General features: G+C 72.9%; 25 protein-coding genes. 2 read left to right on the top strand and 23 right to left on the bottom strand.

What is annotated here, in order from left to right; all coding sequences use genetic code 11:
• Window positions 1–7: 7 nt before the first annotated feature.
• Window positions 8–634, bottom strand: a complete 627-nt coding sequence (locus IF30_RS49055; RefSeq protein WP_051709212.1) for a ScbR family autoregulator-binding transcription factor — start codon at window positions 632–634, stop codon at window positions 8–10.
• Window positions 635–983: 349 nt separating this feature from the next.
• On the opposite strand from IF30_RS49055, the gene IF30_RS0104385 reads away from it, so the two are divergent.
• Complete coding sequence (locus IF30_RS0104385; protein WP_158834743.1) at window positions 984–2,084, top strand: ScbA/BarX family gamma-butyrolactone biosynthesis protein; 1,101 nt, start codon at window positions 984–986, stop codon at window positions 2,082–2,084.
• Between the two features lie 22 nt (window positions 2,085–2,106).
• Here IF30_RS0104385 and IF30_RS0104380 read toward each other — a convergent pair whose 3' ends face one another.
• From IF30_RS0104380 to hemL, 7 genes are all read right to left on the bottom strand, one after another.
• Window positions 2,107–2,517: a hypothetical protein gene (locus IF30_RS0104380; RefSeq protein WP_030232179.1), complete on the bottom strand. Its 411-nt coding sequence runs from the start codon at window positions 2,515–2,517 to the stop codon at window positions 2,107–2,109.
• Window positions 2,518–2,638: 121 nt separating this feature from the next.
• The gene (ccsB, locus tag IF30_RS0104375) at window positions 2,639–3,769 is read right to left on the bottom strand and encodes a c-type cytochrome biogenesis protein CcsB (RefSeq protein WP_030232176.1); all 1,131 of its coding nucleotides are present in this window, start codon (window positions 3,767–3,769) and stop codon (window positions 2,639–2,641) included.
• A gap of 3 nt (window positions 3,770–3,772) precedes the next feature.
• Complete coding sequence (resB, locus tag IF30_RS0104370; protein WP_063752487.1) at window positions 3,773–5,653, bottom strand: cytochrome c biogenesis protein ResB; 1,881 nt, start codon at window positions 5,651–5,653, stop codon at window positions 3,773–3,775.
• Window positions 5,654–5,655: 2 nt separating this feature from the next.
• Window positions 5,656–6,447 carry a cytochrome c biogenesis protein CcdA gene (locus IF30_RS0104365; protein ID WP_107054318.1) on the bottom strand — a complete coding sequence of 264 codons (792 nt, stop codon included), beginning with the start codon at window positions 6,445–6,447 and terminating at the stop codon, window positions 5,656–5,658.
• Window positions 6,444–7,061, bottom strand: a complete 618-nt coding sequence (locus IF30_RS0104360; RefSeq protein ID WP_030232169.1) for a TlpA family protein disulfide reductase — start codon at window positions 7,059–7,061, stop codon at window positions 6,444–6,446. The genes IF30_RS0104365 and IF30_RS0104360 overlap by 4 nt, the downstream gene beginning before the upstream one ends.
• Window positions 7,062–7,214: 153 nt before the next feature.
• Complete coding sequence (locus IF30_RS0104355; RefSeq protein ID WP_078891139.1) at window positions 7,215–7,865, bottom strand: histidine phosphatase family protein; 651 nt, start codon at window positions 7,863–7,865, stop codon at window positions 7,215–7,217.
• Window positions 7,866–7,927: 62 nt separating this feature from the next.
• Window positions 7,928–9,256: a glutamate-1-semialdehyde 2,1-aminomutase gene (gene hemL, locus IF30_RS0104350; protein WP_030232164.1), complete on the bottom strand. Its 1,329-nt coding sequence runs from the start codon at window positions 9,254–9,256 to the stop codon at window positions 7,928–7,930.
• 312 nt (window positions 9,257–9,568) lie between these two features.
• Here hemL and IF30_RS0104345 point away from each other — a divergent pair, with 312 nt between their 5' ends.
• A complete protein-coding gene (locus tag IF30_RS0104345; RefSeq protein ID WP_420791118.1) occupies window positions 9,569–10,198 on the top strand; it encodes a hypothetical protein in 630 nt (209 codons plus the stop codon).
• Window positions 10,199–10,408: 210 nt separating this feature from the next.
• On the opposite strand, the gene IF30_RS0104340 is transcribed toward IF30_RS0104345, so the two are convergent.
• From IF30_RS0104340 to IF30_RS0104270, 15 genes are all read right to left on the bottom strand, one after another.
• Window positions 10,409–10,600 (bottom strand): hypothetical protein, encoded by a 192-nt coding sequence (locus IF30_RS0104340; RefSeq protein WP_030232160.1) that lies wholly within the window; start codon window positions 10,598–10,600, stop codon window positions 10,409–10,411.
• A gap of 10 nt (window positions 10,601–10,610) precedes the next feature.
• The gene (locus tag IF30_RS0104335; protein WP_030232157.1) at window positions 10,611–12,233 is read right to left on the bottom strand and encodes an ABC transporter permease; all 1,623 of its coding nucleotides are present in this window, start codon (window positions 12,231–12,233) and stop codon (window positions 10,611–10,613) included.
• Window positions 12,230–13,132, bottom strand: coding sequence for an ABC transporter ATP-binding protein (locus tag IF30_RS0104330; protein ID WP_030232156.1), 903 nt, complete (start codon window positions 13,130–13,132; stop codon window positions 12,230–12,232). The genes IF30_RS0104335 and IF30_RS0104330 overlap by 4 nt, the downstream gene beginning before the upstream one ends.
• A gap of 32 nt (window positions 13,133–13,164) precedes the next feature.
• Window positions 13,165–13,578 carry a hypothetical protein gene (locus tag IF30_RS0104325; RefSeq protein WP_234322581.1) on the bottom strand — a complete coding sequence of 138 codons (414 nt, stop codon included), beginning with the start codon at window positions 13,576–13,578 and terminating at the stop codon, window positions 13,165–13,167.
• Between the two features lie 59 nt (window positions 13,579–13,637).
• Complete coding sequence (locus tag IF30_RS0104320; protein WP_234322580.1) at window positions 13,638–14,978, bottom strand: sensor histidine kinase; 1,341 nt, start codon at window positions 14,976–14,978, stop codon at window positions 13,638–13,640.
• 137 nt (window positions 14,979–15,115) lie between these two features.
• Entirely contained in the window at window positions 15,116–16,291 is a 1,176-nt protein-coding gene (locus IF30_RS0104315) for an acyltransferase family protein (protein WP_030232153.1), read from the bottom strand.
• 93 nt (window positions 16,292–16,384) lie between these two features.
• A complete protein-coding gene (locus tag IF30_RS0104310) occupies window positions 16,385–17,047 on the bottom strand; it encodes a response regulator (RefSeq protein ID WP_030232151.1) in 663 nt (220 codons plus the stop codon).
• Window positions 17,048–17,110: 63 nt separating this feature from the next.
• Window positions 17,111–17,323, bottom strand: a complete 213-nt coding sequence (locus IF30_RS0104305) for an MbtH family protein (RefSeq protein ID WP_030232149.1) — start codon at window positions 17,321–17,323, stop codon at window positions 17,111–17,113.
• A gap of 12 nt (window positions 17,324–17,335) precedes the next feature.
• A complete protein-coding gene (locus IF30_RS0104300) occupies window positions 17,336–18,238 on the bottom strand; it encodes an ArsR/SmtB family transcription factor (protein ID WP_158834740.1) in 903 nt (300 codons plus the stop codon).
• Between the two features lie 36 nt (window positions 18,239–18,274).
• A complete protein-coding gene (gene mppR / locus IF30_RS0104295) occupies window positions 18,275–19,138 on the bottom strand; it encodes an enduracididine biosynthesis enzyme MppR (RefSeq protein ID WP_234322579.1) in 864 nt (287 codons plus the stop codon).
• A complete protein-coding gene (mppQ, locus tag IF30_RS0104290; RefSeq protein ID WP_051709198.1) occupies window positions 19,125–20,384 on the bottom strand; it encodes an enduracididine biosynthesis enzyme MppQ in 1,260 nt (419 codons plus the stop codon). The genes mppR and mppQ overlap by 14 nt, the downstream gene beginning before the upstream one ends.
• On the bottom strand, window positions 20,381–21,502 hold the full coding sequence (gene mppP, locus IF30_RS0104285; protein ID WP_030232139.1) for an enduracididine biosynthesis enzyme MppP: 1,122 nt from the start codon (window positions 21,500–21,502) through the stop codon (window positions 20,381–20,383). Before mppP ends, mppQ begins: the two co-directional genes overlap by 4 nt.
• 51 nt (window positions 21,503–21,553) lie before the next feature.
• Window positions 21,554–22,576 (bottom strand): guanitoxin biosynthesis L-enduracididine beta-hydroxylase GntD, encoded by a 1,023-nt coding sequence (gene gntD / locus IF30_RS0104280; protein WP_030232136.1) that lies wholly within the window; start codon window positions 22,574–22,576, stop codon window positions 21,554–21,556.
• Window positions 22,577–22,704: 128 nt separating this feature from the next.
• A complete protein-coding gene (locus IF30_RS0104275; RefSeq protein ID WP_078891122.1) occupies window positions 22,705–24,015 on the bottom strand; it encodes an MFS transporter in 1,311 nt (436 codons plus the stop codon).
• Window positions 24,012–25,523, bottom strand: a complete 1,512-nt coding sequence (locus IF30_RS0104270; RefSeq protein ID WP_078891121.1) for a serine hydrolase domain-containing protein — start codon at window positions 25,521–25,523, stop codon at window positions 24,012–24,014. Before IF30_RS0104270 ends, IF30_RS0104275 begins: the two co-directional genes overlap by 4 nt.

Genomic DNA, 25,523 nt, shown 5'->3' with positions numbered 1-25,523 from the left:
GCCGGGATCAGACCCGGTAGCCGGCCCGGTGCTCCGCCGCCACCAGGGCCGGCAGCGCGGCCGTCCAGACCCGGCGCACGGCCTCCGGCCGCGGCCGGTCGGCCTCCTCGCCCGCCAGCAGCACCTGGCCCGCCGCCACCGCGGTGAGCAGCTCGGAGGCGGCCCTGCGGTCCACGTCGGGGCGCAGCTCGCCGGCCTCGGCGGCGCGGTCCAGCAGCCGGTGGACGACCGCGGTGAGACTGCGCCAGGCGGCGTCGGGGCCGGGATCGGCGCCCGGGGCGCCGCCGCGGCGCGGGCCCTGGCGGCCGAGCCGGACGCCCGCCCGCACCACCACGTCCTCGCGCAGCATCCGGGCCAGTTCGTGCGAGAAGTCGATCAGGCCCTGGAGGGCCGGCCCCTCGGCGCGCAGGGCGCGCAGCGCGGCCGAGCCGATCTCCCGGCCGGCGGCGCCGCGCACCCCGTCGGCGAGGGCCTGCTTGGACACGAAGTGGAAGTAGAGGGCGCCCTTGCTGACCCCGGCCCGGCGGCTGATGTCGACCAGGCTGGCGGCCTCGAAGCCCACCCGCGCGAAGGTCTCCGCCGCGGCGAGCAGCACGGCCTGCCGGGTCCGCCCAGCCCGTTCCTGCTTGACCACTGGTCCCCTCCGGACTCGACCGGGCGCGATCCCCGCCCCGCCCGGCTGCTGTCGGCGCGCCCCCTGCGGGGAGCGGCGCTCGCATGCGGACGGCTGCGACCGAAACCGCATGGTTGGTATCTAATCTACCGCCTGCTTCGCCCCCGCCGTCCAGCGGGGAGGGGCCCCCGCCCAAGGTCTGCGGTCTCCCGGTGGGGCATCGCCGCAGTCCACGGGCGGGTAGCGTGGAAGGGCCCGGCCCGCGTGGCCGGGGCACCCCCAGTCGTCGAACACAAACCGGGTGGTATGTATGTTCTGCTCGGGCGTCCATGGCGGCCGCTCGACCGACACCCTGGGAGCGGGGCCCGTCATGCCATCGATCGTAGAGCCGGGCCAGCAGGGCCCGTACGCCCACCCCGGACCGGGCACCGGCACCGGCACCAGCACCAGCACCAGCACCAGCACCGGCTACGACTTCCACGACCGGACCGTCTCCCGGCACCTGGTGCACCGCGCCGCGGTCTCCGAGGTCTTCCTCACCGGGTGGCAGGCCACCGGCCCGTACGACTTCCTGCTCGGCGCCCAGTGGCCCCGCCTGCACGGCTTCTACCGGCTCCCCGGCGACCGCTACCACGACCCCGTGCTGCTGGCCGAGACCGTCCGGCAGGCCGGACTGCTGATCGGCCACGCCGGGTTCGGGGTGCCCCGCGGCCACCACTTCGTCATGGAGGACCTCTCCTACGCGCTCGGCGGCCCCGGGCTGCCCGGCCTGGCCGTCACCACCGGCCCCGCCTCGCTGATGCTGGCCGTCGGCTGCGAGGACGTCCGGATGCGGCACGGCCGACTGGCCTCGCTCCGGGTGCGCGCCGAGATCACCCGCGACGGCCGCCCCGTCGGCCACGGCTCGGGCCAACTGCGGGTGGTCTCCCCCGACTCGTACGCCCGGCTGCGCGGGGCCGGCCGCCGCGCCGTCACCCCCTTGCGGCCGCCCTCCCCCACCGCGCCCGAACTCGTCGGCCGCGCCCAGCCCGCGGACGTGGTGCTCAGCCCGACCCTGCGACCGGACACCTGGGTGCTGCGCGCCGACGCCGCGCACCCGGTGCTGTTCGACCACGAGCTGGACCACGTGCCCGGAATGCTGGTGCTGGAGGCCGCCCGGCAGGCCGCCCAGCGGCTGCGCCACCCCGAGCCGGTGGTCCCCGTCGAGCTGGTGACCTCCTTCGACCACTACATAGAACTGGACCGGCCCTGCCTCGTCCGGGCCGTCCCCGAGGCCGCGGCCGACGGCCGCAGGCTGCCCGTACGGGTCCAACTGCTCCAGGACGGCCGGACGGCGGCCGAGTGCCTGCTCCTCACCGAACCGCTGGACGGGCCCGCCGAGCGCCCGGCGGTGCCGGCCCGGCGGGACGCCCTCGACGACCGCCCCGCCGCGCCGGGCCTCGGCAGCACCCGGCTGCCGCTGGCCAGTTGAGCCCTGCCGGGCCCGGCGGCCGTCAGGCGGCCACCAGTGCCGACGACGGCCGCCGCCCGGCGTGCATCACGCTGAGGTTGCCCGCCAGGGTGACCGGGTCCTGGGCCAGCCAGAGCCGCAGCGCCGCGCCCAGGGCGGCGCTGGCCGACTCGATCCGGACGTCGGTGAGCTGCGCGATCCGGGCCGCGCCGGGCACCAGCAGGTCGGCCAGCGGGGTCGGCAGCCACACCGTCAGGGCACACGGTGCGGGCACCGCGAGCGCGCCCAGCAGGCGGTAGGCGTCCCCCGGCGCGCTGAGCGTGGGGATGATGTCCAGCAGAGCGTCGGCCACCACCTCGGAGACGTCGCTCCGGTGTCCCTGGGCGAGCCGGCGGAGCAGCATGCGCTCGGCGGCGGTGATTCGGACGGTCAGCATGACCTCGTCGCACTCCATTGCGCGATTTCCTCCTCAGTTCCCTGTCGTGCCGACCGGCGGCCGGCACGGACTACCCCTGTCACACCGCGGCCCGGCCACCTTCTGCGGAAAGCCGGGCCGGTGGGTGAACGCGCCCCGGTCAGATCCCCGCGTACGAGTGCTTGCCGGTGACGAAGATGTTCACGCCGTAGTAGTTGAAGAGCCAGCAGGCGAAGGCCGCCAGCGCCAGGTACGCGGCCTTGCGGCCCTTCCAGCCGGCCGTCGCCCGGGCGTGCAGGTAGCTGGCGTAGGCGACCCAGGTGATGAACGACCAGGTCTCCTTCGGATCCCACTCCCAGTACTTGCCCCACGCCGCCTCGGCCCAGATCGCGCCCGCGATGATGGTGAACGTCCACAGCGGGAAGACCAGGGCGTTGATCCGGTAGGACAGCTTGTCGAAGGTGGACGCGGCGGGCAGCCGGCGCCAGATCGACGCCGAGGTGCCCAGCGGTCCGGTGGTCAGGCCGGCCGCCGCGCGCTTCTCGAAGGACTCCTTGCCCAGGTACAGCAGCGTGGCGATGAACGCCGCGTAGAAGGCGCCGCCGCAGAAGATCGCGGTGGACACGTGGATCGCCAGCCACGGCGAGTGCAGCGCCGGGACGAGCTGCTCGGAGTCGGTGTACAGCACCGTGGTGGCGATGCCGAGGGTCAGCAGGACCGCCAGGACGACCGGCAGGCCGAGCCAGCGGACCTTCTTCTTCGCGGCCAGCAGCACCAGGTACGCGGCCGCCATCGCGAAGGCGAAGGCGCAGGAGAACTCGTACATGTTGCCCCACGGCCAGCGGGACACCGACAGGCCGCGGGCGACGATCCCGCCGCCGTGCAGCAGCAGCGCCAGCACGGTGAGCGAGACCGCGATCCGGCCGGCCAGGTCCGCCCTCGAGCTGGTGCCGGCCGCGCCGGGGCCGTCCTCCTCGTCGGCGCCGCGCCCGCTGGTGACCACCGTCGCTCCCTCGCCCGCGATCGCGGTGCGGGTGAGCGTGGTGGTGCCGCCGCCGGCTGCCGCCACGGTGACGGTGACCTTCTTCCCGGGCTTCTTCGCGGCCGCGGCGACGGTCTCGGCCAGGCTGCCGGCCTGCTCCTTCGAGCGGACGGCGACGGCGCCCTTGCTGCCGAAGGTCCACTCGATCATGTGGGCGAACATGGCGAGCGTGTAGACCACCATCGCCGAATAGATCAGCTTGTTGGAGAGGTCGGCCAGCTGTGGGTCGACCGCCGAGGCGAGTTGCACCGTCTACTCCTTGGAGTTCTGGTCGGCAGGGACTGCGGGGGCTGAGGCCTCGGCCTCGGGGTCGTCGGATCCGGCGGCGGCTTCCCTGCCGTCCGGAGCCGGGGTGGCGTGCCGGTCGTGCCGGTCGCCGTGGTCGTGCCGGTCTTCCCGGCCGTCGTCCTGGTCCTCGACCCGGTCGTCGTCCTGGTCGTCGTCCTGGTCGTCGTCCTGGTCGTCGTCCTGGTCGTCGTCCTGGTCGTCGGAGGCGGGGGCGTCGTCCTGGAGGTCCACGGCGAGTTCGGCCAGCTCCTCGGCGATCTTCGCCGACTCGCTGCGGGCCAGGCCGGCCAGCTCCACCTGGGTGCCGCCGCCCGGCAGGGCCACCGCCCGCACCCAGATCCGGCGGCGCTGGATGAACAGCGAGCCGACCAGGCCGAGGATCGCCAGCACGGCGCCGGCCAGGGCGATCTCGTTGCCCGGGCGGTGGGTGACGTTGAAGCTGGCCCACTGCTTGTAGCCCTCGAAGGTGATGGAGCCGTAGCCGTCGGGCAGGGTCCAGCCCTGGCCGGGCTTGAGCCGGGCCTTGGCCGGCTGGCCGTCCTGGGTCAGCTGGGTGAGCTTGCGGGTGTTGAGCTGGTAGACGTTCTGCGGCAGGCCCGAGTCGGTGCCGAGGTCGCCCGCGAAGGCGTTCAGCACCAGTTCGGGGGCGGCGTCGCCGGGGAACAGCGAGACCGGGCCGGTGCCCTCGAAGCTCAGCGGGGCGGTCGGCAGGAAGAAGCCGGAGAAGCCCATCTGGGTCCTGGTGCCGTCGGGCCCCGCGCCGTAGTCGGAGACCTTCACGACGCCGGTGGAGGTCAGGTTGCTGTCCTGCGGCAGGAAGGGGACGGCGCCCTGGTAGACGACGTCGCCCTTGCCGTTGCGGACGGTCACGACCGGGGCGTAGCCGTGGCCGATCAGGTAGACCTTGCTGCCGCCGATCTCCAGCGGGTGGTTGACCTCGATCGTGGACTTCTTCAGCTTCGAGTCGTCGCTGCCCGAGTAGTACTCGACGTTCGCGGTGAACTGCCGGGCGGCGCCGATCTGGTCGCCCTTGGTCTGGAACTCGGACGTGAAGCCGTCCAGCTTCAGGTAGAACGGGTCGAGGTCCTGGTTGCCGTAGAACCGGGTGCCGTTGAAGTCGTCGAGCTGGGTGATGGTGTTCGAGTAGCCCTCGCCCTCGACCATCAGCTTGCCGCCCGTGCCCGAGGCCAGGCTGGCCCAGGCGAAGCCGCCGAGCAGGGCGAACAGCGACAGGTGGAAGAGCAGGTTGCCGACCTCGCGCAGGTAGCCCTTCTCGGCGGCCACCGAGCCGCCGGACAGGTTGGCGCGGAAGCCGCGCCGGCGCAGCAGCCGGTGCGCGGCGGCGTGCACCGCGGCGGCGTCCGCCTCGGTGCGCCAGGCCGCGTGCACCGGCATCCGGGTCAGGTTGCGCGGCGCGGCCGGCGGCCGGGAGCGCAGCACGCCGACGAACTGCCAGGTGCGCGGCACGATGCAGCCGGCCAGCGAGACGAACAGCAGGATGTAGATCGCGGAGAACCAGACCGAGCTGTAGACGTCGAACAGCTGGAGCTTCTCGTAGATCGGCGCGACCGTGGCGTGCTGGGCCTTCCAGGCCTCGACCTTCAGCTGGCCCTGGCCGTTCTGGTACTGCGGGATCAGCGAACCGGGGATGGCGGCCAGCGAGAGCAGGAAGAGCAGGATCAGGGCGACCCGCATCGAGGTCAGCTGGCGCCACATCCAGCGCGCCCAGCCGAACGGCCCCATGCCGGTCGGGCCCTCGGACTCGACCGGCGCGGTGCTGAGCCGCTCGGCGGCGCTGTCGTCCGGCGCCGGGGGCTGCTCGGTCTCGGTCGTGGTGTTGCTCACGGTCAGATTCCGATCCGGAAGTCGGCGGTCCAGGACTGCAGTTGGCTCATCATGGAGTCCCAGACCCCGGTGACGAGCAGCAGACCGACCACGACGAGCATGCCGCCGCCGATCCGCATCACGAGCGGGTAGTGCCGCTTGACCCACCCGAAGGCGCCCAGCGCCCGGCGGAAGGCCACCGCGGCCAGGATGAACGGTACGCCCAGGCCCAGGCAGTAGAAGGTCGTCAGCAGCGCGCCGCGCTGGGCGTCGGCCTGGTTGAGCGCGAGGTTCTGCACGGCGGTCAGGGTCGGTCCCATGCAGGGCGTCCAGCCGACGCCGAAGACCACCCCGAGCACCGGGGCGCCCAGCAGGCCGACGGCCGGGCGGCGGTGCGAGCGGACCTCGCGCATGCTCAGCCCGGGCACCAGGCCCATGAAGGCCAGGCCCATCACCACGGTGAGCGAGCCCAGCACGATGTCGATGGTCCGCTTGTAGTCCTGCAGCTCCTGGCCGAAGTAGCCGAACAGCGCGCCGGTGGAGACGAACACCGCGGTGAAGCCGAGGATGAACAGCACCACGCCGAGCAGCATCCGGCCGCGGCGCGTGCCGCGGGCGTCCGCGAGGTCGGCGGCGGAGAACCCGGTCACGTACGAGAGGTAGCCGGGGACCAGCGGCAGCACGCAGGGCGAGAAGAACGACGCCAGCCCCGCCACCAGCGCGACGGGCGCCGCGACCAGCAGCGCGCCGCCCTGGACGGTCGACGTGGTGTCGGCCAGCTGGAGTCCGGCCGCGGGCAGGGGTGGCAGGCTCACTGCTTCTGCTCCGCTACCACCGGCTGCAGGATCGACTCCAGCGCGTCCTCGGTCGTGCCGCCGACGGCGCGGGCGGCCAGCTTGCCGTCCCGGTCGACGATCAGGGTGGTCGGGATGGACTGCGGGTTGAGGCTCCCCTTGGCGAACTTGAGCAGCTGGGTGCCGGCCGGGTCGAAGATGCTCGGGTAGGTGACGCCCTGCTCCTGCTCGAAACGGACGGCGTTGTTCCGCTCGGTGTCCCGGGTGTTGATGCCGAGGAACTGCACGCCCTGGTCCTTGTACTTCTCCGAGACGGTCTGCAGGCTCTTCGCCTCGGCCCGGCACGGCCCGCACCAGGAGCCCCAGACGTTCAGCACGACGACCTTGCCGCGGTAGTCGGAGAGCCTGGCCTGGGCGCCTTCCAGGGTCTCCCCGGAGATGTCCGGCGCGGCCCCGCGCCGGCCGGCGTCCGCCTTGGACAGGTTGGTGCCCTTGACCGTGACGAAGCCGACCTGGCCCGCGCCGCCGCCCGACGAGCCCGAGGAGGAGCATCCGGTGAGGGCGAGCGCAGCGGCGGCGGCGGTGGCGGCGGCAGCTGCGGCGACACGGGGACGGGGGCGCGCCATGGCAGACATGTGAAAAGTTTCGCATGGAGTTCCGGGCAGGTTCGGGGGGGTCCTGCCTTGCGCGGCGCACCCCCTCTGACCTGGGACGACTTCGGGTCACCCGGCATCCACCGGGTGACCCGAAGTCATACTTACGCACCGCTTACGCGCGGTGGGCGGCGGTCACGCGCCGAAGCTCCTGCCCACCGGCTTGTCGCCCTTGCGGCCCTTGCCCACCAGGTGCGCGGGCAGCAGGTCGCGGGCCGGCTCGCGGTAGCCGACCGAGACGATCCGGTCCCCCTCGAAGGTGAAGCTGGTCAGCGAGGCCAGCGAGCACTGCCGCTTGCGCGGGTCGTGCCAGAGCCGGCGGCGCTCCACGAAGGAGCGGACGATCCAGATCGGCAGCTGGTGGCTGACGCACACCGCCTCGTGCCCGCGCGCGGCGTCCCGGGCGGCGCCGAGCGCGCCCATCATCCGCACCGCCTGGTCGAGGTACGGCTCGCCCCAGGACGGCTTCAGCGGGTTGGTGAGGTACTTCCAGTAGCCCGGGTTGCGCAGCGAGCCGTCCCCCACGCCGAAGGTCTTGCCCTCGAAGACGTTCTCCGCCTCGATCAGCCGCGCGTCCTGCGCGACGTCCAGGCCGTGCGCCTTGGCGATCGGCTCGGCGGTCTCCTGCGCCCGCTCCAGCGGCGAGGCCACCACGTGGGTGATGTCCCGGTCGGCCAGGTCCTCGGCCACCCGGTCGGCCATCCGCCGGCCCAGCTCGGACAGGTGGTAGTCCGGCAGGCGCCCGTAGAGCACGCCCTCCGGGTTGTGCACCTCACCGTGCCGCATGACGTGGACGACGGTGATCTCGTTGGCGCTCACTTCTCAGTACTCCTGGGGCTCGGGGTCGGCTAGGCCGTGGCGGCGGCAGCGGCGCGCGCGGCGGCCGGCAGGGCGGCGGCGATCCGCTCGATCGCCCGCTCGTCGTGGGACGCCGAGACGAACCAGGACTCGAAGGCGGACGGCGGCAGGTAGACGCCCTCGGCCAGCATCGCGTGGAAGAAGGCGGTGAAGCGGAACGCCTCCTGGGTCTTCGCCTGGTCGTAGTCGGTGACCGGGGACTCGGTGAAGAACACCGAGAACATGTTCCCGGCGGTCTGCAGCCGGTGCGCCACGCCCTCCTTGGCGAGCGCCTCGGTGACCAGGCCGGAGACCTCCGCGGCGACCTCGTCCACCCGCGCGTACACCTCGTCGGTGCAGCCGCGCAGCTGGGCCAGGCCGGCCGCGGTGGCGATCGGGTTCCCGGACAGGGTGCCGGCCTGGTAGACCGGGCCGGCCGGGGCCAGGTGCGCCATCACGTCGGCGCGGCCGCCGAAGGCCGCGGCCGGGAAGCCGCCGCCCATGACCTTGCCGAAGGTCAGCAGGTCCGGCGCCCAGCCCTCGTTCGCAGCCTCCAGGCCGTACCAGCCGGCCCTGGAGACGCGGAAGCCCGTCATCACCTCGTCGGAGATGAACAGCGCGCCGTTGCCCTGGCAGAGCCGGGCCAGGCCCGCGTTGAAGCCGGGCAGCGGCGGGACGACGCCCATGTTGCCGGGCGAGGCCTCGGTGATCACGCAGGCGATCTCGCCCGGGTGGGCGGCGAAGGCCTGCTCGACGGCGGCGAGGTCGTTGTACGGCAGCACGATGGTGTCGCCGGCCTGGGCGCCGGTGACGCCGGGGGTGTCCGGCAGGCCGAAGGTGGCCACGCCGGAACCGGCGGCGGCCAGCAGGGCGTCCACGTGGCCGTGGTAGCAGCCGGCGAACTTCACCACCTTCGCCCGGCCGGTGAAGCCGCGGGCCAGCCGGATCGCGGACATGGTGGCCTCGGTGCCGGAGGAGACCAGCCGGACCTGCTCGACCGGGGCGACCCGGGCGACGATCTCCTCGGCCAGCTCGACCTCGCCCTGGCCGGGCGTGCCGAAGGAGGTGCCGTGGGCGACGGCCCGCTGGACGGCGTCGATCACCGCGGGGTGCGCGTGGCCGAGGATCATCGGACCCCACGAGCACACCAGGTCGACGTACTCGCGGCCGTCGGCGTCGGTGAGGTAGGGGCCGGTGCCGGACACCATGAAGCGCGGCGTGCCGCCGACCGCGCGGAAGGCGCGCACCGGCGAGTTGACGCCGCCGGGCGTCACCACGGAGGCGCGGTCGAACAGCGACTGGGACTGGGGGGCTTCGTAGGGATAGCTCACAAAGGACATGGTCTCAAATCGTGTCCTTGCGCTCTGCATGTCGGACCCGATCATCTGGAACGATGATCCGGGCACCGTTGTCTGTACGGTTGTCCACGGCTGTCCGTACAGTCCGTACGGACGGGGCCGCCGACTGCTCCGCGGGACGGACCAGTCAGACTGTGTACACAGAGTGCGCGAGTGCTCCGGTTGTGTGCAGGGGTGTGGGAGAGGACTGCCACGTACCGAGAGTGGGTACGGCGGCGCATGACGGGTAAGGAGCACGTCCGGTGGGACGCCGGACGTGCGGGGGTCTGTCGATTCCGGCGAATTCCGGTGAGGATGGTCCGAGTGTCCGAGGCGCAGGACGGCTACGACGAGGCCGCGGGGGGCCCCCGCAGGCCCGCCGAGACCGCACGCGGGGGTACGGGAGCGGGTACGGGCCGTGGTCGTCGCGGCGGTGAGAGGCGGGGTGAGGGACGCGTGGGGGTGACCTACAAGTACTTCGGCGCCCCCGACCGCGCGACCGCCGCCAGGGTCCCCACCGCGCTCGGCCCGGGCGGGCTCGGCCTGGACGCCGGGGAGCTCGGCTCGCTGGGGCGGCTCGGCGACCTGATGGAGACCAGCGGCTCCCCCACCGGCCACCTCTCCACCAAGATCAAGCCGGAGACCATGAGCGCCATGGTCCTCACCGGCATCCAGGGCGTCCCCCTGCACCAGGTGCCGCCGCTGGAACTCGTGGTGCTGCACCCCGACTACGCCGTCGTCCAGCTCCCCCAGAACGTCGTCGAACCGCTCCGCAAGGCCGATGAGACCGAGCTCGGCGCCGCCGCCTTCATCTGGTCCACCGTCCCGGACCGGCGCGGTCCGAGGGACGCCTTCGTGATCTACAGCATGCTGCACGAGTGGCAGGACTTCGCCAACCGGCTGCACGAGGCCGGGCACCAGCTGTACTGCCTGGTCTGGCCGTAGCCCCGGCACCGGGCGGCTCCTGACCTCCCGTCGGCTCCCCGCGGCAGGCCGGCCGGGCGGGAGGTCAGCCCAGCGGGAGGGGACGGCCCGGCGGGAGGGGACGGCCGTACGGAAAAGCCGCCGCCCTCGCGCGGGGGTTCGCGAGGGCGGCGGCCCGACCGGTCGGCGCCTTTGTTCGATCGGCTCCGCCGGTGGCATGGAGGCGTCCGGTCAGCCGGGGCCGCGCCGCCGGGGCGGGCGACCGGGGTCGACCGGGCCGCAGTGGTGCGGCCGCTCGGCGAGGAACTCGGCGACCCGTCTCAGCAGCTCGTTGGCCGAACGGAGTTCCTCGACCTCGGACTCCAGCCGGGCGATGCGTCGGGTGTGGGCCTCGCACATGGCGTCCTCCTCCGCCTCGGACATCGACTACCGGTTATCCCTTGACGTTCCGCCGGGCCGTCCCCACCAGGAACACCACCGCGAGCATCGCCGCGGACAGTGCCGTGACCAGCAGCGGGCTGGGCCCGGCCGGCTTGCCGTCCACCCGGACCGCGCCCATGAAGTCCAGCGCCGCCACGTTGTTGACGAGGATGTACCAGATCGGCAGGTAGATCGCCTGGAAGACCCGGTGGGTGCGGCTCAGCACACCCAGCGACATGGCGAGCGACGGGATGAACAGCACGCCGCCGACCCAGCAGGCCACGCCCGGGCCGTCACCCGCGGCCAGCATCCGCACCAGCGGGGCGACACCCATCACCGCGGTCAGCACCAGCCCTGACCCCCACTCGGCCAGCAGCCTGCGCCGGGCCGTCGGGTAGGCGCCCAGCAGCACCTCCAGGCCGTTCTCGACCTGCTGGCTGCCCAGCCTCGACCAGATCAGCACCGGCCACAGCCAGACGCCGGGCAGCAGCATGCCGGTCACGGTGTCCATCGGCAGCGCGAAGCCGGCCACGGTCAGCGCGCCGGCCACCGCCCACCACCAGGGCGAGACGCCCTGCAGCAGGATCCGGACCTCCCCGACCAGCAGGCGCCCGAAGGCTCCGGCCCGGGTCGGCTGGGTCGTCGGGAGAGCACCGGGAGCGGTGGACCAGGTGACGGCCGGGGCCGGCTCCGGCGCGGCGGTGCCGAAGGACTCGACGGCCGACGAAGCGGACTCCCCTTCCGCCCCCGCCTTCGCCGGGACCACCGAACCGGCCGCGCGGGCCGGGTCGAACCGGCCGAACCAGAGCGCCGGCAGCAGGGCGACGGCGCAGGCCAGCAGGACCAGCACCACCCGGCCGAGGACGAAGCCGCCGGACGCGTCGAAGCCGTCCCAGAGGAAGGTGCCCAACGGCTTGCTCACCTTGGTCAGACCGAGGCTGAACCCGCCCCCGCCGGACTGCAGGTGCTGGTTCTCCAGCGCCGCGTTCAGCGACTGCGCGACCTGGTTCACACCGAGGCCGCCGAACGGGGCGGAGGCGGACTGGCCGCCGATCGAGATCGCCAGGGCCAGGACGAACCAGACCACGTTCCCGAAGCCGGCCCGCAGCAGCGGCACCGTCTCGAACAGGATCGCGGCCGCCGCCGTCAGCGCCATCACCGGCAGCGAGAGCAGGACGAACGGCTCGACCAGGGCGACCGGGTCGACCGAGCGGTTCTCGCCCCGGGCCAACTGCATCACCAGCGCGGTGACCGCCAGCACGCCGGTCATCGAGGCGAGCACCAGCAGGTTGCTCAGGAACTTGCCGAGCAGGTAGCTCGACGTCCGCAGCGGTGTGGCGGCGAGGATCTGGCCGACCCGGCTGGTCTCGTCCCGCGCGATGCCGCTGCGCACCACGTAGAAGCCGCCGAAGGTGAGCCAGAGCGCCCCGGCGAGGGCGGTGACCGCACCGACGTAGGCGCTGTTGTAGACGCCCCGGTTGCCGCCGACGTCCATGATCACCCAGGTGCTGTCCACATTCGGCACGGCCAGGTAGCCGAGCCCGATCGCGGCCAGCAGGGTCACCGCGTACGCCGGCCGGCGCACCCGGTCGCGGAAGTCGCCGACCGCCAGGCCGGTGAGGAGGCGCACGTTCACCACCGCACCGCCTGCTGCTCGGCCGGCGTCCGCTCGGCGGGCCGGTGGATGATCCCCAGGTAGGCGTCCTCGAGGTCGGGCGAGACCCGGACCGCGTCCCGGGTGGGCGGTGCGACGGCGAGCACCCGCAGCCGCACCCCGTTCGCGGTCCGCACCATGCGGCTGACCACGTGCCGGGCCTGCACGGTCGACACCTCGGCGGGGGCGACCATGACCTCCCAGACCTGCCCGTCGATCTCCCGGAGCAGCTCGTCGGGGGCGCCCCGGCGCAGCAGCCGGCCCTGGGCGACCACGGCGATGTCGGAGGCGACCGACTCGACGTCGGAGACGATGTGGGTGGAGAGCATCACCACCCGGTCGGCCGCGAGGTCGCTGAGCAGGTTGCGGAAGCGCACCCGCTCCTCCGGGTCGAGGCCCGCCGTCGGCTCGTCGACCACGATCACCTTGGGGTCGGCCAGCAGGGCCTGCGCGATGCCGACCCGGCGGAGCATGCCGCCGGAGTACTTGCCGAGCGGGCGCTTGACCGCCTCGGTGAGGTTGACGAGCTGGATCAGCTCGTCGATCCGGGCCCGGGCGGAGCGCGCGGAGAGACCCTTGGCAGCCGCCAGGTAGGACAGGAACTCCCGCGAGGTCAGGTTCGGGTAGACCCCGAAGTCCTGCGGCAGGTAGCCGAGTTCGCGGCGCAGCCGGTCCGGGTTGGCGACCACGTCGGTCCCCTCGTAGCGGACCTGGCCACTCGTGGGCTTGGTGACCGTGGACACGATCCGCATCAGCGAGGACTTGCCGGCGCCGTTGGGCCCCAACAGGCCCAGCATGCCGGGCTTCAGGTGCATGGTCATGTCGTCGACGGCGCGCTTGCCGCCCTTGTACACCTTGGTGATGTCGATCAGTTCGAGCATTGTCATCTTCTTCCCCGTCGGACCGGCCGGCCTCAGCCCTTCAGGTCCGTCTCTTTGCCGTCGCGCGTCACGGCGACGCCGCGCGGGACCTCCACCCGGAACTTGGCGTCGCAGTTGGCCAATCCGGTGCACTGCGCCTGGAGTTCGAGCGTTCCGTCTTCCAGCTTCCAGACCTCCTTGGTGTCACCCACCTTGGAGCCCTTGTCGAACCAGCGGGTGACCTTGACGTCCTTGCGGTCGGCCGGGACGAGGTCGGTGGGGATGCCGTGCGACGACACGTTCAGGGACTTGCCGCTGAACTCGAACGTCTTGTCCTCGGGCGCGCTGTCCGTGGCCTTGGCGCAGCCGGTCAGCGGGATGAGGGCGGCGACGGCGAGGGCGAGCAGGGCGGGTACGGCTTTCTTGCGCGAGACCACCGGTTCCTCCGGAAGGCTGGGATTGGGCACGGTTGAGAGCTTCGTCGATCCGCGGCCCGCTGCCATCTGCCGTTCGGCAGATATTGCCGCTATTGCCGCCCCTGCCGATCGGCCTGGTCCGGCCGGTCGGCAGGGTCGAGTCGGTCGGCCTGGTCGAGTCGGTCCGACCGGTCCCACCCGTCCCGCCCGTCCGGGGTCTCCCACCCGCCCGGGGCATCCGGAACGGCCGGGGCCGCCGGAGCCTCCCGGACGGCCGGGGCGGCCGGGGCGGGGCGCAGCGGCAGCACGCCGCAGACGCGCCAGCCCCCGGCGTGCGGGCCGGCGGCCAGGTCGCCGCCGAGGGCGGTGATCCGCTCGGACAGGGCGGCCAGGCCGGTGCCGCCACCACCGGGGCGGCGGGCCGACAGGCCGCCGGAGCCGCCCTGCCGTCCGCTGTCGGTGACGGTGACCCGCAGGGCGGGGCCGTCGGTGCGGACCACCTCGACCGCCAGCCGGCCGGCGCTCGGGGCGTGTCGGCGGATGTTGGTCAGCGCCTCCAGGACGACCCGGTAGGCGGCGTCCTCGATCTCCCGCGGCGCCGTCCCGGCCAGGCCCGGCTCCAGGTCGAGCACGCCGCCGACCGTGCCGGAGGCCAGGAAGCGGTCGACCAGTTCGGGCAGGTCGGCGAGGCCGTGGACCTTGGTCGGCGGCGGTTCGGCGGCGGCCGGAGCCTCCGGGTCGCGCAGCGTCTGCAGGGTGTGGTCCATCGAGTCCAGCGCCCGCAGACCGGCCGCCTCCAGCCGGCCCAGCAGTTCCCTGGTCTGCTCCTCGTCGTACGAGCCGACCTGGGCCGCCTGGACCTCCAGCAGGATGCCGGTCACCTCGTGGGCGACGAAGTCGTGGAGGTCCCTCGCCACTTCGAGCCGCTGCTCCCGGCGGGCCCGCTGGACCGCGCGGACCCGGCGGTCGTCGTTCGCCCGCAGGTAGAGCCCGACGCCCACGGCGCAGGCCGCCGGGAACATCGCCAGCGCGACGGCGACCACGGAGGGAGCGAGCACCGCTTGCGGCAGCCGGAGGGTGAAGCGCAGCGGGAGCGACATCAGCGCCAGGGTCAGCGCCGAGCCGACCAGCGCCGCCTGGCGCACGTCCGCCCGCCGGACCACCCGCCCGGCCAGTACCAGCATCGACGCGAACTCGAACGGGAGCCACGGCAGTACCAGTCCCTGCCGGCCGGGGTAGCCGATGGTGACGGCGACCGACAGCACCGCGACCAGGCCGGCCGCCTGGACCGGGGAGACCGGTCCCGGCGGCCGGCGCAGGATCGCGACCGCCATCGCCAGCACGGCGACGAGGGCCACGGCCCACGCACTCGGAGGGGCGATCGCCGCCGGAGCGGCGACCAGGATCGTCGCCGTCGCGCACACCGTGCGGCGGCGATGCGAGTCAGGCATCAGTTCGGTCTGCACGGAGCCGAGCCTACGCACGGCGCAGGACCTCTGTGGCGCCCTGCAGATGACCGTCGATCAGACATCTGCCGTTCGACAGATCTTTCGGACGCGTGCGTACGGCACAATGGACTGACGGCCGGTCACACCGCCCCGCCCGTCGGGGTCGGTGTCGGGGCCGGTGCGGGAAAGGGCGTGGGCCGGGGCCTGGACCAGCGGCGCATGGCCGGCCGCTCCACCAGGACGTTCAGCACCCAGGCCAGCAGCAGTGACAGCAGGAAGGCGGCGGCGATGAGCGCGATGCCGGCCGCCATGCCGTAGCTGGGGCCGACCAGGTCGCCGTCCTTCTCCACGGCCCCCAGGGCCAGGTGGCCGTACTTGAGTACCGGGTTGTGCAACAGGTAGAAGGCGAAGGAGAGTTCGCCGAGGCGGACGACGAAGCGGTGGTTCAGCACCGTGCGCCGGCCGGCCATGTCGGCGACGGCGAGGGAGGCGGTGAGCAGGCCGACCGGGATCACCGTGGCGGCGCTCGTCCGGTACAGGTAGGGCAGTTGCTGTCCGATCCAGTAACCGACCACCACGAGCGGAGCGGCCACGTACGGCCGCATCCAGCCGATCCAGCGGCCGGTCAGGACGATCCGCGCCAGCAGCATGCCGAGCAGGCACTCCACCAGGCGGGCCAGTGGGAAGAAGTACACCAGCCAGTACTGGCCGATCGACACCCCGAACAGCGGCATCGGCCGGTCGTCGTGGACGAAGTTCTGGGCCACCGCCGGCACCAGGGCGACGACCAGCACGCCGACGCCGGCCCAGGCCCAGAGCCGGCCCGGCCGGATGCGCTCGACCAGCCGGTACAGCAGCGGGAAGAGCGCGTAGACGGCGAGGTCCACCGAGAGGGACCAGGTGACGGAGTTGCCGATGTCGAAGTAGGCCGGGTCGGGTATCCAGGCCTGGAGCAGCAGGGCCTGGGCGCCGAGGCCCTTCCAGTCCGGCAGGTCGGCGTAGTGGCTGATCAGGAGGATCACCGCCACCAGGGCGACCAGGTGGCTGGGGAAGACTCTGAACACCCGCCTGCGCCAGAATCTGCGGGCCCGGTCGGCCGGACGGTACGACCACGTGAGCACGAAGCCGCTGAGGACGAAGAAGTACGAGACCGCGACGTGCCCGGAGGTGCCGACGCCGTTCAGGAAGTCCCAGTCCGCCTGGGTGTCGTTGAAGATTCCTTCGAGTGAACTGTGGAAGAGGAATACCGGAATCATCGCGAGGAACCGGAGACCGGTCAGCGAATCCAGTCGGATTCCCTTTTCTCGATTGTGCATGGGATGCCTTTCGCTGTTTCGGTGCTGCACGTGCACCGGACCGGCCACCCCTGATCCACGAGTTCTCCGGCACCCGCCGGCCGGAGGAAGTCCTCACTCCGCCAATCGGCCGGTCGCATATCCCATCTCGAAGGCGCGCACGGCGATTCCGACCCGGTTCTTGACGCCCAGCTTCCGCTGGATGCTGGCCACATGGGTCTTCACCGTGCCCGCCGAGATGAAGAGCTCGCCGGCGATGTCGGAGTTCGTCTTGCCCTCGGCCACCTTCCCGGCGATCTCCGTCTCCCGCCCGGTGAGCGGCTCGACCAGGGCCGGGCCGCCGGGCCGGCCGCCGGTGACGTGCTTGAGCAGCCGGACCGTGATGGACGGACTGATCAGGCTGTCGCCCGCCACCGCGGCCCGGACCGCCTCGACCAGCAGCGTCGGGCCCGAGCGTTTGAGCAGAAATCCGGAGGCGCCGTGGCGCAGCGCCGGGTACACGTACTCGTCGAGATCGAAGGTGGTGACGACGACGACCTTGATCGGCGGCGCCGCCGAGGGGCCGGCGAGCAGACGGACGACCTCCAGCCCGTCCATGCGCGGCATCCTGATGTCCACCAGTGCCACGTCAGGCCGGAGTTGGCGCGCCGCCTGCACTGCCGCGACGCCGTCCTCAGCTTCGCCGACCACCTCCATGTCCGGCTGGTTCTCAAGGATCCGCCGCATACCGCGGCGGACCATCTCCTGGTCGTCTGCGAGCAGTAATCGAATGGTCACAGGCAGGAATTCTGTCATACCGGCGGTCGCACGATCCCGTCCGCCGGGTGGGCCGGAGCCCGGTCAGCCCTGCTGGGCCGCCAGGCTCGCGGGCCGCATGTCCGTCCAGTTGGCGTTGACGTAGGCGATCGCGGCCTCGCGGTCGGCGCCTGCCAGGACGGTGCGCCAGCCGGCCGGCACGTCCGCGAAGACCGGCCAGAGCGAGTGCTGGCCCTCGTCGTTCACCAGGACGTGGAAGGAGCCGTCGGGGTCGTCGAAGGGGTTGGGGGTGCTCATCGTTGCGCCTCCTCAGGCCGGGATGTCGGTTCGTTGGTGGCTGCGGAACGGCATCGGCACGAGTTCGCGGCTCTGCAGCAGGGCCATGCCGAGCGTGGTGAGGGTGTGCAGTGCGGTGTTCCGGTTGCGCGCGGTGGTGATCAGGCCCGCCCGGCGCAGCACCGCCGCGTGCTTGCTGGCTCCGGCGAGCGATATGCCCAGCCGTTCGGCGAGTTCACCGGTGGTGCAGCTGTCGGTGAGCGCCTGGAGCGCCGCGGCCCGGGTGTGGCCGACCAGGGCTCCGAGTGCCTGCTCGTCCGCCTCCCAGGAGTCCCAGATCCCGGGCTTGGCGGCCGAGCCGATCGGGAAGTACACGGCGGGCCCGCCGGCCTCCCGGTCGTCGTCGATGAACACGCAGGACGGGTCGTTGAGGAAGAAGGAGGGGCTCAACACCAGCCCCCGGCCGCCGAGGTGGACGTCGCGGTCGGGTCCGCCGCGGACTTCGAGGACCGGCGCGTTCCAGCGCAGCGTCGGATGGATGGCGCTCAGCAGCCGCTCCGAACCGTGGGCGATCGCGATCCTGCCCCGGGCGTCCCGCACCCGCTCCAGCTGCGGCCTGATCTCGGTCCAGTAGGGCAGGACCGCGACCTGGGTGAACCTGCCCAGCAGCGCGGCCGGACCGGACTGCCCCTCGCCGTCCGCGGACGGACCGAGCAGTTCGGTCAACTCGGTTAAGCTCGGCGCCTGCTGGGCCAGGGCCTCGAGTTCGGCGGTGCGCGTCCTCAGCGCGGCGCGCACCCGCATGCGCCACGGGTGGAACAGCACGCTACCGCTGTGACTGAACCGGTGGAGGGCGAAGATGCCCTCGGTCAGCGGGCCCAGGCCCGCGACCATCCGCAGCCTGGCCAGGTCCTCGACAGTGAAATGAATCCTCAACACAAAGCAACCCCCGTAGTCGCTGTCTTTCGCTGGTTACGCCTTGCCGTCCTCCAGGACTCGCCCGCCGTGCAGCGTCTCGGCGTACGAGAACACGTGACCTGCTCCGACTTCGACGGGTGCGAGGGACGCGAAGTCCTCACCCAGCACGTCGAAGAACCCCATCTCGGCCGTACCCGACCAGACTTCCGAGAACTCCACACCTGACACCTGGGACGCCACGAGAGTCGGCTTAATCGGGCTGGTCATGGTCCAGTCTGGGAAGTGCAAATTGTGCGCCAACGGTACCATGTGCAACGCCGGCGGCTCGGGGGCAATTCCCTTCAGGCTGACGGTTGCTGACACCGCCCTCTGTCCACGCACTGACAGTGTTCCGGAGAACTTCCCGCCGGCCTCCAGCCGGGGTGCGGCCCGTCCCACCGTGGCCGCGCGGCTCTGGTGGACGGACCCGAACTGCTTGGGCATGCCCTGCAGCCACCCGCGCATCATCGGCACCGGCTGGTCCACCCAGGCGAACGGGCAGCGGGCCATCGGCTCGCCCTCGAACTCGCAGGAGAGCAGCACCAGGAACTCGGCGAAGCGGTTGTGGCCGGGTTCGGCCAGTTCCTCCCCCGACTCCGAGCACCACTGCCACTCGGCGAAGACCGCCGCGGCCGCGCCGGCGTCCCGGCCCGGGGTCAGCCCAGGCGGCAGGAAGGCCGCCGCGGCCTCGGGATCCACCCGGTAGTCCACCATCACCACCTCGCCCGTGAAGTGCCACGGGGGCGGGGTGATCATGGAGGCCCGGCCGGACGGCGAGAGCGGCAGGCTGTACCCGCGCAGGCCGCCCACGACGGCGGGCATCGGCCCGTCGGCCACGGGCGTCCCGTCGGCCACGGACACCTCGTCAGTCACGGACACGTTCTGCTCCTGTCGGTAGCTGGGACGTCGATGGGTGAGGCACCGACGGGTGGGGCAGGGCGCGCCACGCGGCGGCCAGCCGCTCGGCGGCCGTCGCCAACCGCTCGGGCGAGTTGAAGCTGAAGGCCAGCCGGAACGAGTGCGCGCCACCGGGGCCGAACCGCGAGCCGGCGGCGATCCGCACGCCGGCCTGCGCGGCCGCCCGGAGCAGTTCCGCCTCCGGTCGGCCCACCGCCGGCTCCAGCCAGAGGAAGTAGCCGCCGGACGGCAGCCGGAAGCGGACCGGCTCCGGCCGGTCCACCGCCCGCAGACCCTCCGCCAGGGCGTCCCGGCGCGACCTCAACTGCTCGCGCAGGAACGCCACATGGCGGTCGTAGTCGCCGCTCGCGATCATGACGGCGGCGGCCAGCGAGGCGACGTGGTTGAGCGAACCGCCGCTGACGAACAGGCCGTGTGAGGCCAGCCGGTCGACCAGCTCGGGATCGCCGAGCAGCCAGCCGAGACGCAGTCCGGGGGCCAGCGTCTTGGAGAAGGTGCCCAGCCGGAGCACCCCACGGTGCCCCGACAGCGCGGCGAGCGACGGCGGCGGCTCCACCGCCGGGTCGAGCGCCAGCCCGGCGTAGGCGTCGTCCTCGACGACCAGCAGCCCGTGGTCCGCCGCCACCGCGAGCAGTTCCCGCCGCCGGAGGGTCGGCAGGGTTCGGCCGGTCGGGTTGTGGAACGTCGGGTTCAGGTACAGGAAGGCGGGCCGCACGCCCTCCCGCCGCAGCCCCCGGAGGGCCTCCCGCAGACCCTCCGGCGAGGTGCCCAGGGCGTCCGCGGGCACCCGCCGGAGGGTCAGGCGGCAGTCGGTGAACAGCTTCTGCGCCAGGTCGTAGCAGAGGTCGTCGACCAGCACCGCGTCGCCCGGGGAGGCCAGCGCGGTGGCGATCAGGTACAGCGACTGCGAGCTGCCCGACGTCACCAGGACGTTCTCCGGCGAGCACGGGTGACCGTCCGCGCGGGCGGTCCGCTCGGCGAGCGCCTCCCGCAGGGGGGCCGCGCCGGCGTTGCTCCCGTACGCCAGCGCGGCGGCGCCGAACTCGGCCAGGGCGGCCGCCTGGGCGTCCCGCAGCAACTCCACCGGGAGCAGCGCGGGCTCGAGGTAGCCGGGCCCGAGGTCGATCACCCCGGGCTCGGCCGTCTCCTGCACCACGCCGAGCTGCCAGCGCCGGGTGTGGCGGGCGGCAGCCGTCGCCAGGGTCACCGGCTCTCCAGTACGGTCCTGAGCAGGCGGACCGACTCGGTCAGCGGCTCGCGCGAGCGGGCCAGCGCGATGCGCAGCATCCGGCTGCCCTCGGACGGGTCGGCCCAGTGGAACTGCTCGCAGGGCAGGGCGAAGACGTTGTGCTCCTGCAGCGACTCCCACACCTCGGTGCCGGTCCGGCCGGAGAAGCGGACCCGCTCCACGCTGGTCCGGCTGTCCGGATCCGGGAAGTCCACGCCCGGCAGGCCGGCCAGGCCGGAGCGGACCGCGGCCCGGTTGCCCGCGATGAACTCGTGCAGCTCGGCCAGGCCGCCGGACGCCGCGTCCTCGGCGAAGCGGCGGATCAGCGCCAGGATCAGCGGCGAGACGCCCAGCAGGATGTCGGAGTAGATCTTCTCCACCGGCAGCCCGAGGTTCTCGGAGACGACCAGCAGGCCGGCCTTCAGGTCGAGGGTGGGCCAGAGCTTGCCGGTGTCCTCGATGACCGCCCAGCGGCAGCCGACGGAGTTCAGCACCGCGTAGTGGTCGTAGTGGGCGCGGGTGTCGAAGCCGCGGAAGGACGTGTCCAGGGCCAGGACCACGTCGTGCTCGGCGCACTGCTCGGCCAGCCGGCGCAGCCGGTCCTCGGCGAGCACCCGGCCGGTGGGGTTGTTGGGGGTGGTCACGAAGACGCAGCCCACCGAGGCCAGCAGCTCCGCCGGGAGGTCCTCGCCGTGCAGCGGGTCCTCGGCGAGCGGGACCGGCTTGAGGCCGTTGCCGCGCAGCAGGTCGGCGATGTTGTCGAAGGTGGGGTGGACCAGGGCGATCGTGTCCACCTTGGCGGACAGCGCCCGGGAGAAGATCTCCATCGCGACGGACGAGGAGTAGCAGCTCATCACCCGGCCGTGGTCGGTCGGGTAGCTGTGCTGGCCGAGCAGGGTGAAGTAGGCCTCGTGCGCCTCCCGCTCTATCTGCTCGACGGGACGGCGCTCGCCCTCGGAGAAGAGCAGCGGGAGCTCGTCGACGATCTTGGTCTGGCCCAGGGTCAGCGCCTGCCGGGCGTGCCCGTCCGCGATGTTCAGCTCGCTGTTGAGGGCCAGGAACTCCCATTGGGTCAAGTTGCCCTTGCTCTGCAGCATTCCGGTCACGGTTAACCTCGTGTGAGAGAAGTGGGGAACCGTCGGTGACGGTCAGTAGATGACGCGGGAGTCGGCGCTGAGCCGGTACTCCCGGGACTTGCGCAGGTCACGGGCGATGTTGAGGCGGCGCAGCCAGCGGTCCGTCCCGTCGTAGCGGGCCCGGAACGGCTTGCGGCCGTGCACCACCCGGTAGTTGTCGAGGAAGACGATGTCGCCGGGCTCCAGCACGACACCGGTGAGGGCGCGGTCGATGGCGGCGCCGGCGGCGTCGAGCGCCCGCTGCTGCTCCTCGCCGTGGACGCCCTGCATGTAGTAGGGGTCGATGACCAGGTAGGGGTCGTCGGGGTCGCCGAAGAGGACGGCCAGCGGGTCGGGCTGCTCCAGCGCCCGCTCGACCCGGTCCAGGGCGAGCCGGCGCAGCCGCTCCTCGCGGTCCTCGGCCCCGGCGGACCGGGTGCCGCCGCGGTGCGCGTCGTCGGGCAGGATGCGGAAGCGCGGCTCGCTGAGCGCGGCCCGGGTCTCCTCGTCCAGTTCGACGTCGGCGATGTCCGCGACGGTCGTCTCGACGCCGTCCGGGTTCCGCAGGCACATCAGACCGAGGTAGTCGGTGCGCAGCGGGTGGAAGGCGTCCTCGGTGTGCCAGCTGAGGGTCTCGGCGCTGCCCCAGCCGATCTGGTCGTTCTCGTGCGACTGGACCGGGTAGACGTCGTGCATGATCAGGCCGTCCTGCTGGGTGGCCCAGCCGATCGGGTCGCCGAGCACGCTCCCGATCAGGAAGAAGGCGATGTCCTGGCGGAGCGAGGGGGACGGCGCCGGCTTGCTGCGGCGCTCGGCCGGCGTGGCGCCGAGCGCCGTGTCCTCGACCCGGAGGCCGGAGACCACGAAGGTCCCGGACTTCTCGGTCAGCCGGAACTCGTTGAGCTCCGCGCGCAGCCGCCGGGGCAGCTCCTGTGCGTAGGTGCGGCTCTCGCGCTGGAAGGCCGGTGCCTCCACGGTGTCGTACCGCTGGGCGAGTTCGTCGGCGATCGCCTCGACGGCCGAGACCTCGTCACCGGTGAGTCGGATACGGATCACGAGCGGGTACCTCCTTTGGCAGGTCTGCGTCGGAAACGCCTCGGCACACTCGGAGCCTCACCGATGTCCACCCGGGGTTTCCAGTCACTTGAATCGAGAGTGAAATTGCCGTTCGCCCGTCACGGTCGTTACTCGTGGGGCTGGGCGGACGACGTCGGGAAGCGGCGCAGCACGGGGCTGGCGGTCGTCGCGACGGCGATCAGGGCCAGCGCCCCGCCACAGGCCAGCACGGCGTCCGTACCGCCCCCCGGCCTGGCCGCCAGCACCCCGCCCACCAGCGGGCCCAACGCCCCGGCGCCGCTGGAGCACAGGGCGCTGATGGAGCTGACCCGGCCCCGCAGGCCGTCGGGCGTGACCAGGAGCTGATGGGTCATCACCGTGGTGTTGGCCACGGGCGCGAACAGGGCGGCCAGGCCGAGCAGCACGCCGAGCGGCACCCCGCCCGAGACGGCGGCCATCAGGACGGTCGCCACGGCGGCCAGCCAGGCGAAGCCCAGCACGAGCACCGGGGCCGACAGCTTCCGGTGCAGCCAGGGCGCCAGGGCGGCCCCGAGCAGGCCGCCGGCCCCGAGACAGGCCATCATCAGGCCGATCTCGCCCGGGGCGGTGTGGTCCTCGTGGGACAGCGCCAGGACGATCACCAACAGGGCGTTGAAGACCAGGTTGGTGCCCATCATCCAGAGCAGGGTGGTCCTCAGCACCCGGTTGCGCAGCACCCAGCGGAACCCGGCGGCCATCTCGCCGCCCATCCCGCTGTCCGCCTCCGTGGTGTCCGGGCGGGGCGCCCGGGGCAGCCGGAGCAGGGTCAGCGCGCCGGCCGACAGGGCGAGCATGGCGGCCGTCACCGTGAACGGATCGGTCGGGTGCACGCTGAACAGGAAGCCGGCGACGGACGGGCCGAGCAGGGTGGCCACGTACGGGCGGGCGGCGTTGCGGGCCACCGCGGTGGAGAGCTGGGACTCCGGGACGACCTGCGGCAGGGCCGCGTGCTCGGCCGGCTCGAAGACCGAGCCGAGCACCCCCTCCAGCACCACGACGGCGAGCAGGTGCCAGTAGGCGTAGCGGTCCAGGGCCAGCGCGGCGGCGAGGCTCCCCATGCCGACGGCCCGCAGGCCCTGGCAGACGAGCATCACGGTGCGCCGGTTCCAGCGGTCCGCGATCGCCCCGGCCGGCACGGCGGCCAGCATCCGGACGGCGGCGAGCACCGAGGAGGCGACGCCCATCTGGATCGCCGATCCGGTGTGCGCCAGGATCAGCAGCGGGACGGCCACCATCGCGATCTCGAAGGCGAGTTCGGACAGCAGCTGGCCGGTCCAGAGGATGTTGTAGCTGCGGTTGCGGGACAGCGGCCGGGTCGGCGGGGGCGGGCCGGTCGGCTCGTCGGACCGCTCGACGGTCGGTAGGTCGGTCGACCCGTCGGGCGGGCGGGCGACCGTCACCGGCTCACCACTCCTCGGGCCGGCTCGCGGCGCGCGAGCCGGCCGGAGACCTGGAGGTACTCGACCCGGCCGGTGCCGGGATCACGGAGGAAGCGCCCGGCGAAGACCGGGCCGCCGGCCGGGTCGCCGCCCGCCTCACACATGGTGAAGCGCAGGTCGGCGGTACAGCTGAGCGCGTACTGCGGCGGGCCGCCGAGGCCGAGCAGCAACTGCCCGGGCCTGCCCCGGGAGACGGTGTAGCGCAGGTCCCCGTTGGCGTAGTCACCCAGGCAGTCCTCGGGCACCGGGCCCGGACCGTCGCACGGCCCGACGGGGGCGGGGCCGGGGACGGCGAGCCCGGCCGCCCGGAGGCAGCCGACCAGGTCGGCCCAGAGGTTCTGGCCGGTGTTGGCGTTGGTGGTGAGGACCACCACGGTGCCCGCGGCCGGGTCGAACCTGAGGTGGCAGGAGATCCCGTCGCCGGTGCCGTCGTGGCCGTACCAGTCCGGGCCGCCGTCCCGGTAGCGGGCCCAGCCCAGCCCCCAGCCGTCGGCCATCCCGTACGGCCCGAAGGGGACGCCCGCGAGCTGGTCGCGGCACATCTCGGCGACCGTCTCGGCGGCCAGCAACGGCCCCGGCGGGGCCAGGAACTGGCGGGCGAACAGGGCGGTCTCCTCGGCGCTCAACGCGAGCGCCGAGGCCGGCGCCTCGACCACCGGCACGTCCTGCTCGGCGACCGGGAGCGTCCGCCGCCCCGAGCCCCGCACGACGTGGCCGCCGGCCGAGGAGCGGCCGCGCGGATCGCGGACGTCCCCGACGAAGGCCGGGACGATGTCGAGCGGGGAGAGCAGGATCGCCTCCAGCGCCTCCGGCCAGTCCATGCCGGTCACTTCCTCGACCACCGCGCCGGCCAGGGCGTAGCCCACGTTGGAGTACGAGAACGCCGTGCCCGGCGCGGCCACCGGAGCCTGCCGGTCGGTGGGTCCGGCGGCCCGGCGGCGGGCTCCGCCCGCCCGTCCGGCGGCCTCGGACAGGGCCGCCGGCAGCCCGGCGGTGTGGCTGAGCACCTGCCGGACGGTCCCGGCGGTGGCCGGTCCGGCCTCCGGGAGGTGGTGGGTCACCAGGTCGTCCAACTCGACGTCCCCGTCCGCGGCCAGGGTCATCACCAGCGCCGCGGTGAACGGCTTGGTGAGCGAGGCGAGCGGGAAGGCGGTGTCCCGGCCGACCGGCCGGCCGCCGCCGAGGACCTGCTCCCCGACGGCCACCGAGACGGTTCGGCCGCCGTGGTGGATGGCCAGTTGGGCCCCGGGGACCCGGTGCACACCGGCCAGACGTCCCAGCAGCGCGGACAGGGCCGGCTCGTCGATCCGGTGCTCGCCGTCCACGGGCGCCCGGCCGTTCACGGGAGCCCGGCCGTTCACGGGCGCCTGGTCGTCCACGGGAGCCCGGCCGTTCACGGGCGCCTGGTCGTTCATCGTCGCCTGGTCGTTCATCGCCACCCGGCCATTCATGGTCGCTTGGTCGTTCAT

The sequence above is a fragment of the Streptomyces sp. NRRL S-350 genome, from assembly GCF_000719705.1.
GTDB lineage: Bacteria > Actinomycetota > Actinomycetes > Streptomycetales > Streptomycetaceae > Kitasatospora.
Note: the sequence above shows the minus strand (reverse complement) of the source record. Positions and strands in the feature narration are given on the sequence as shown.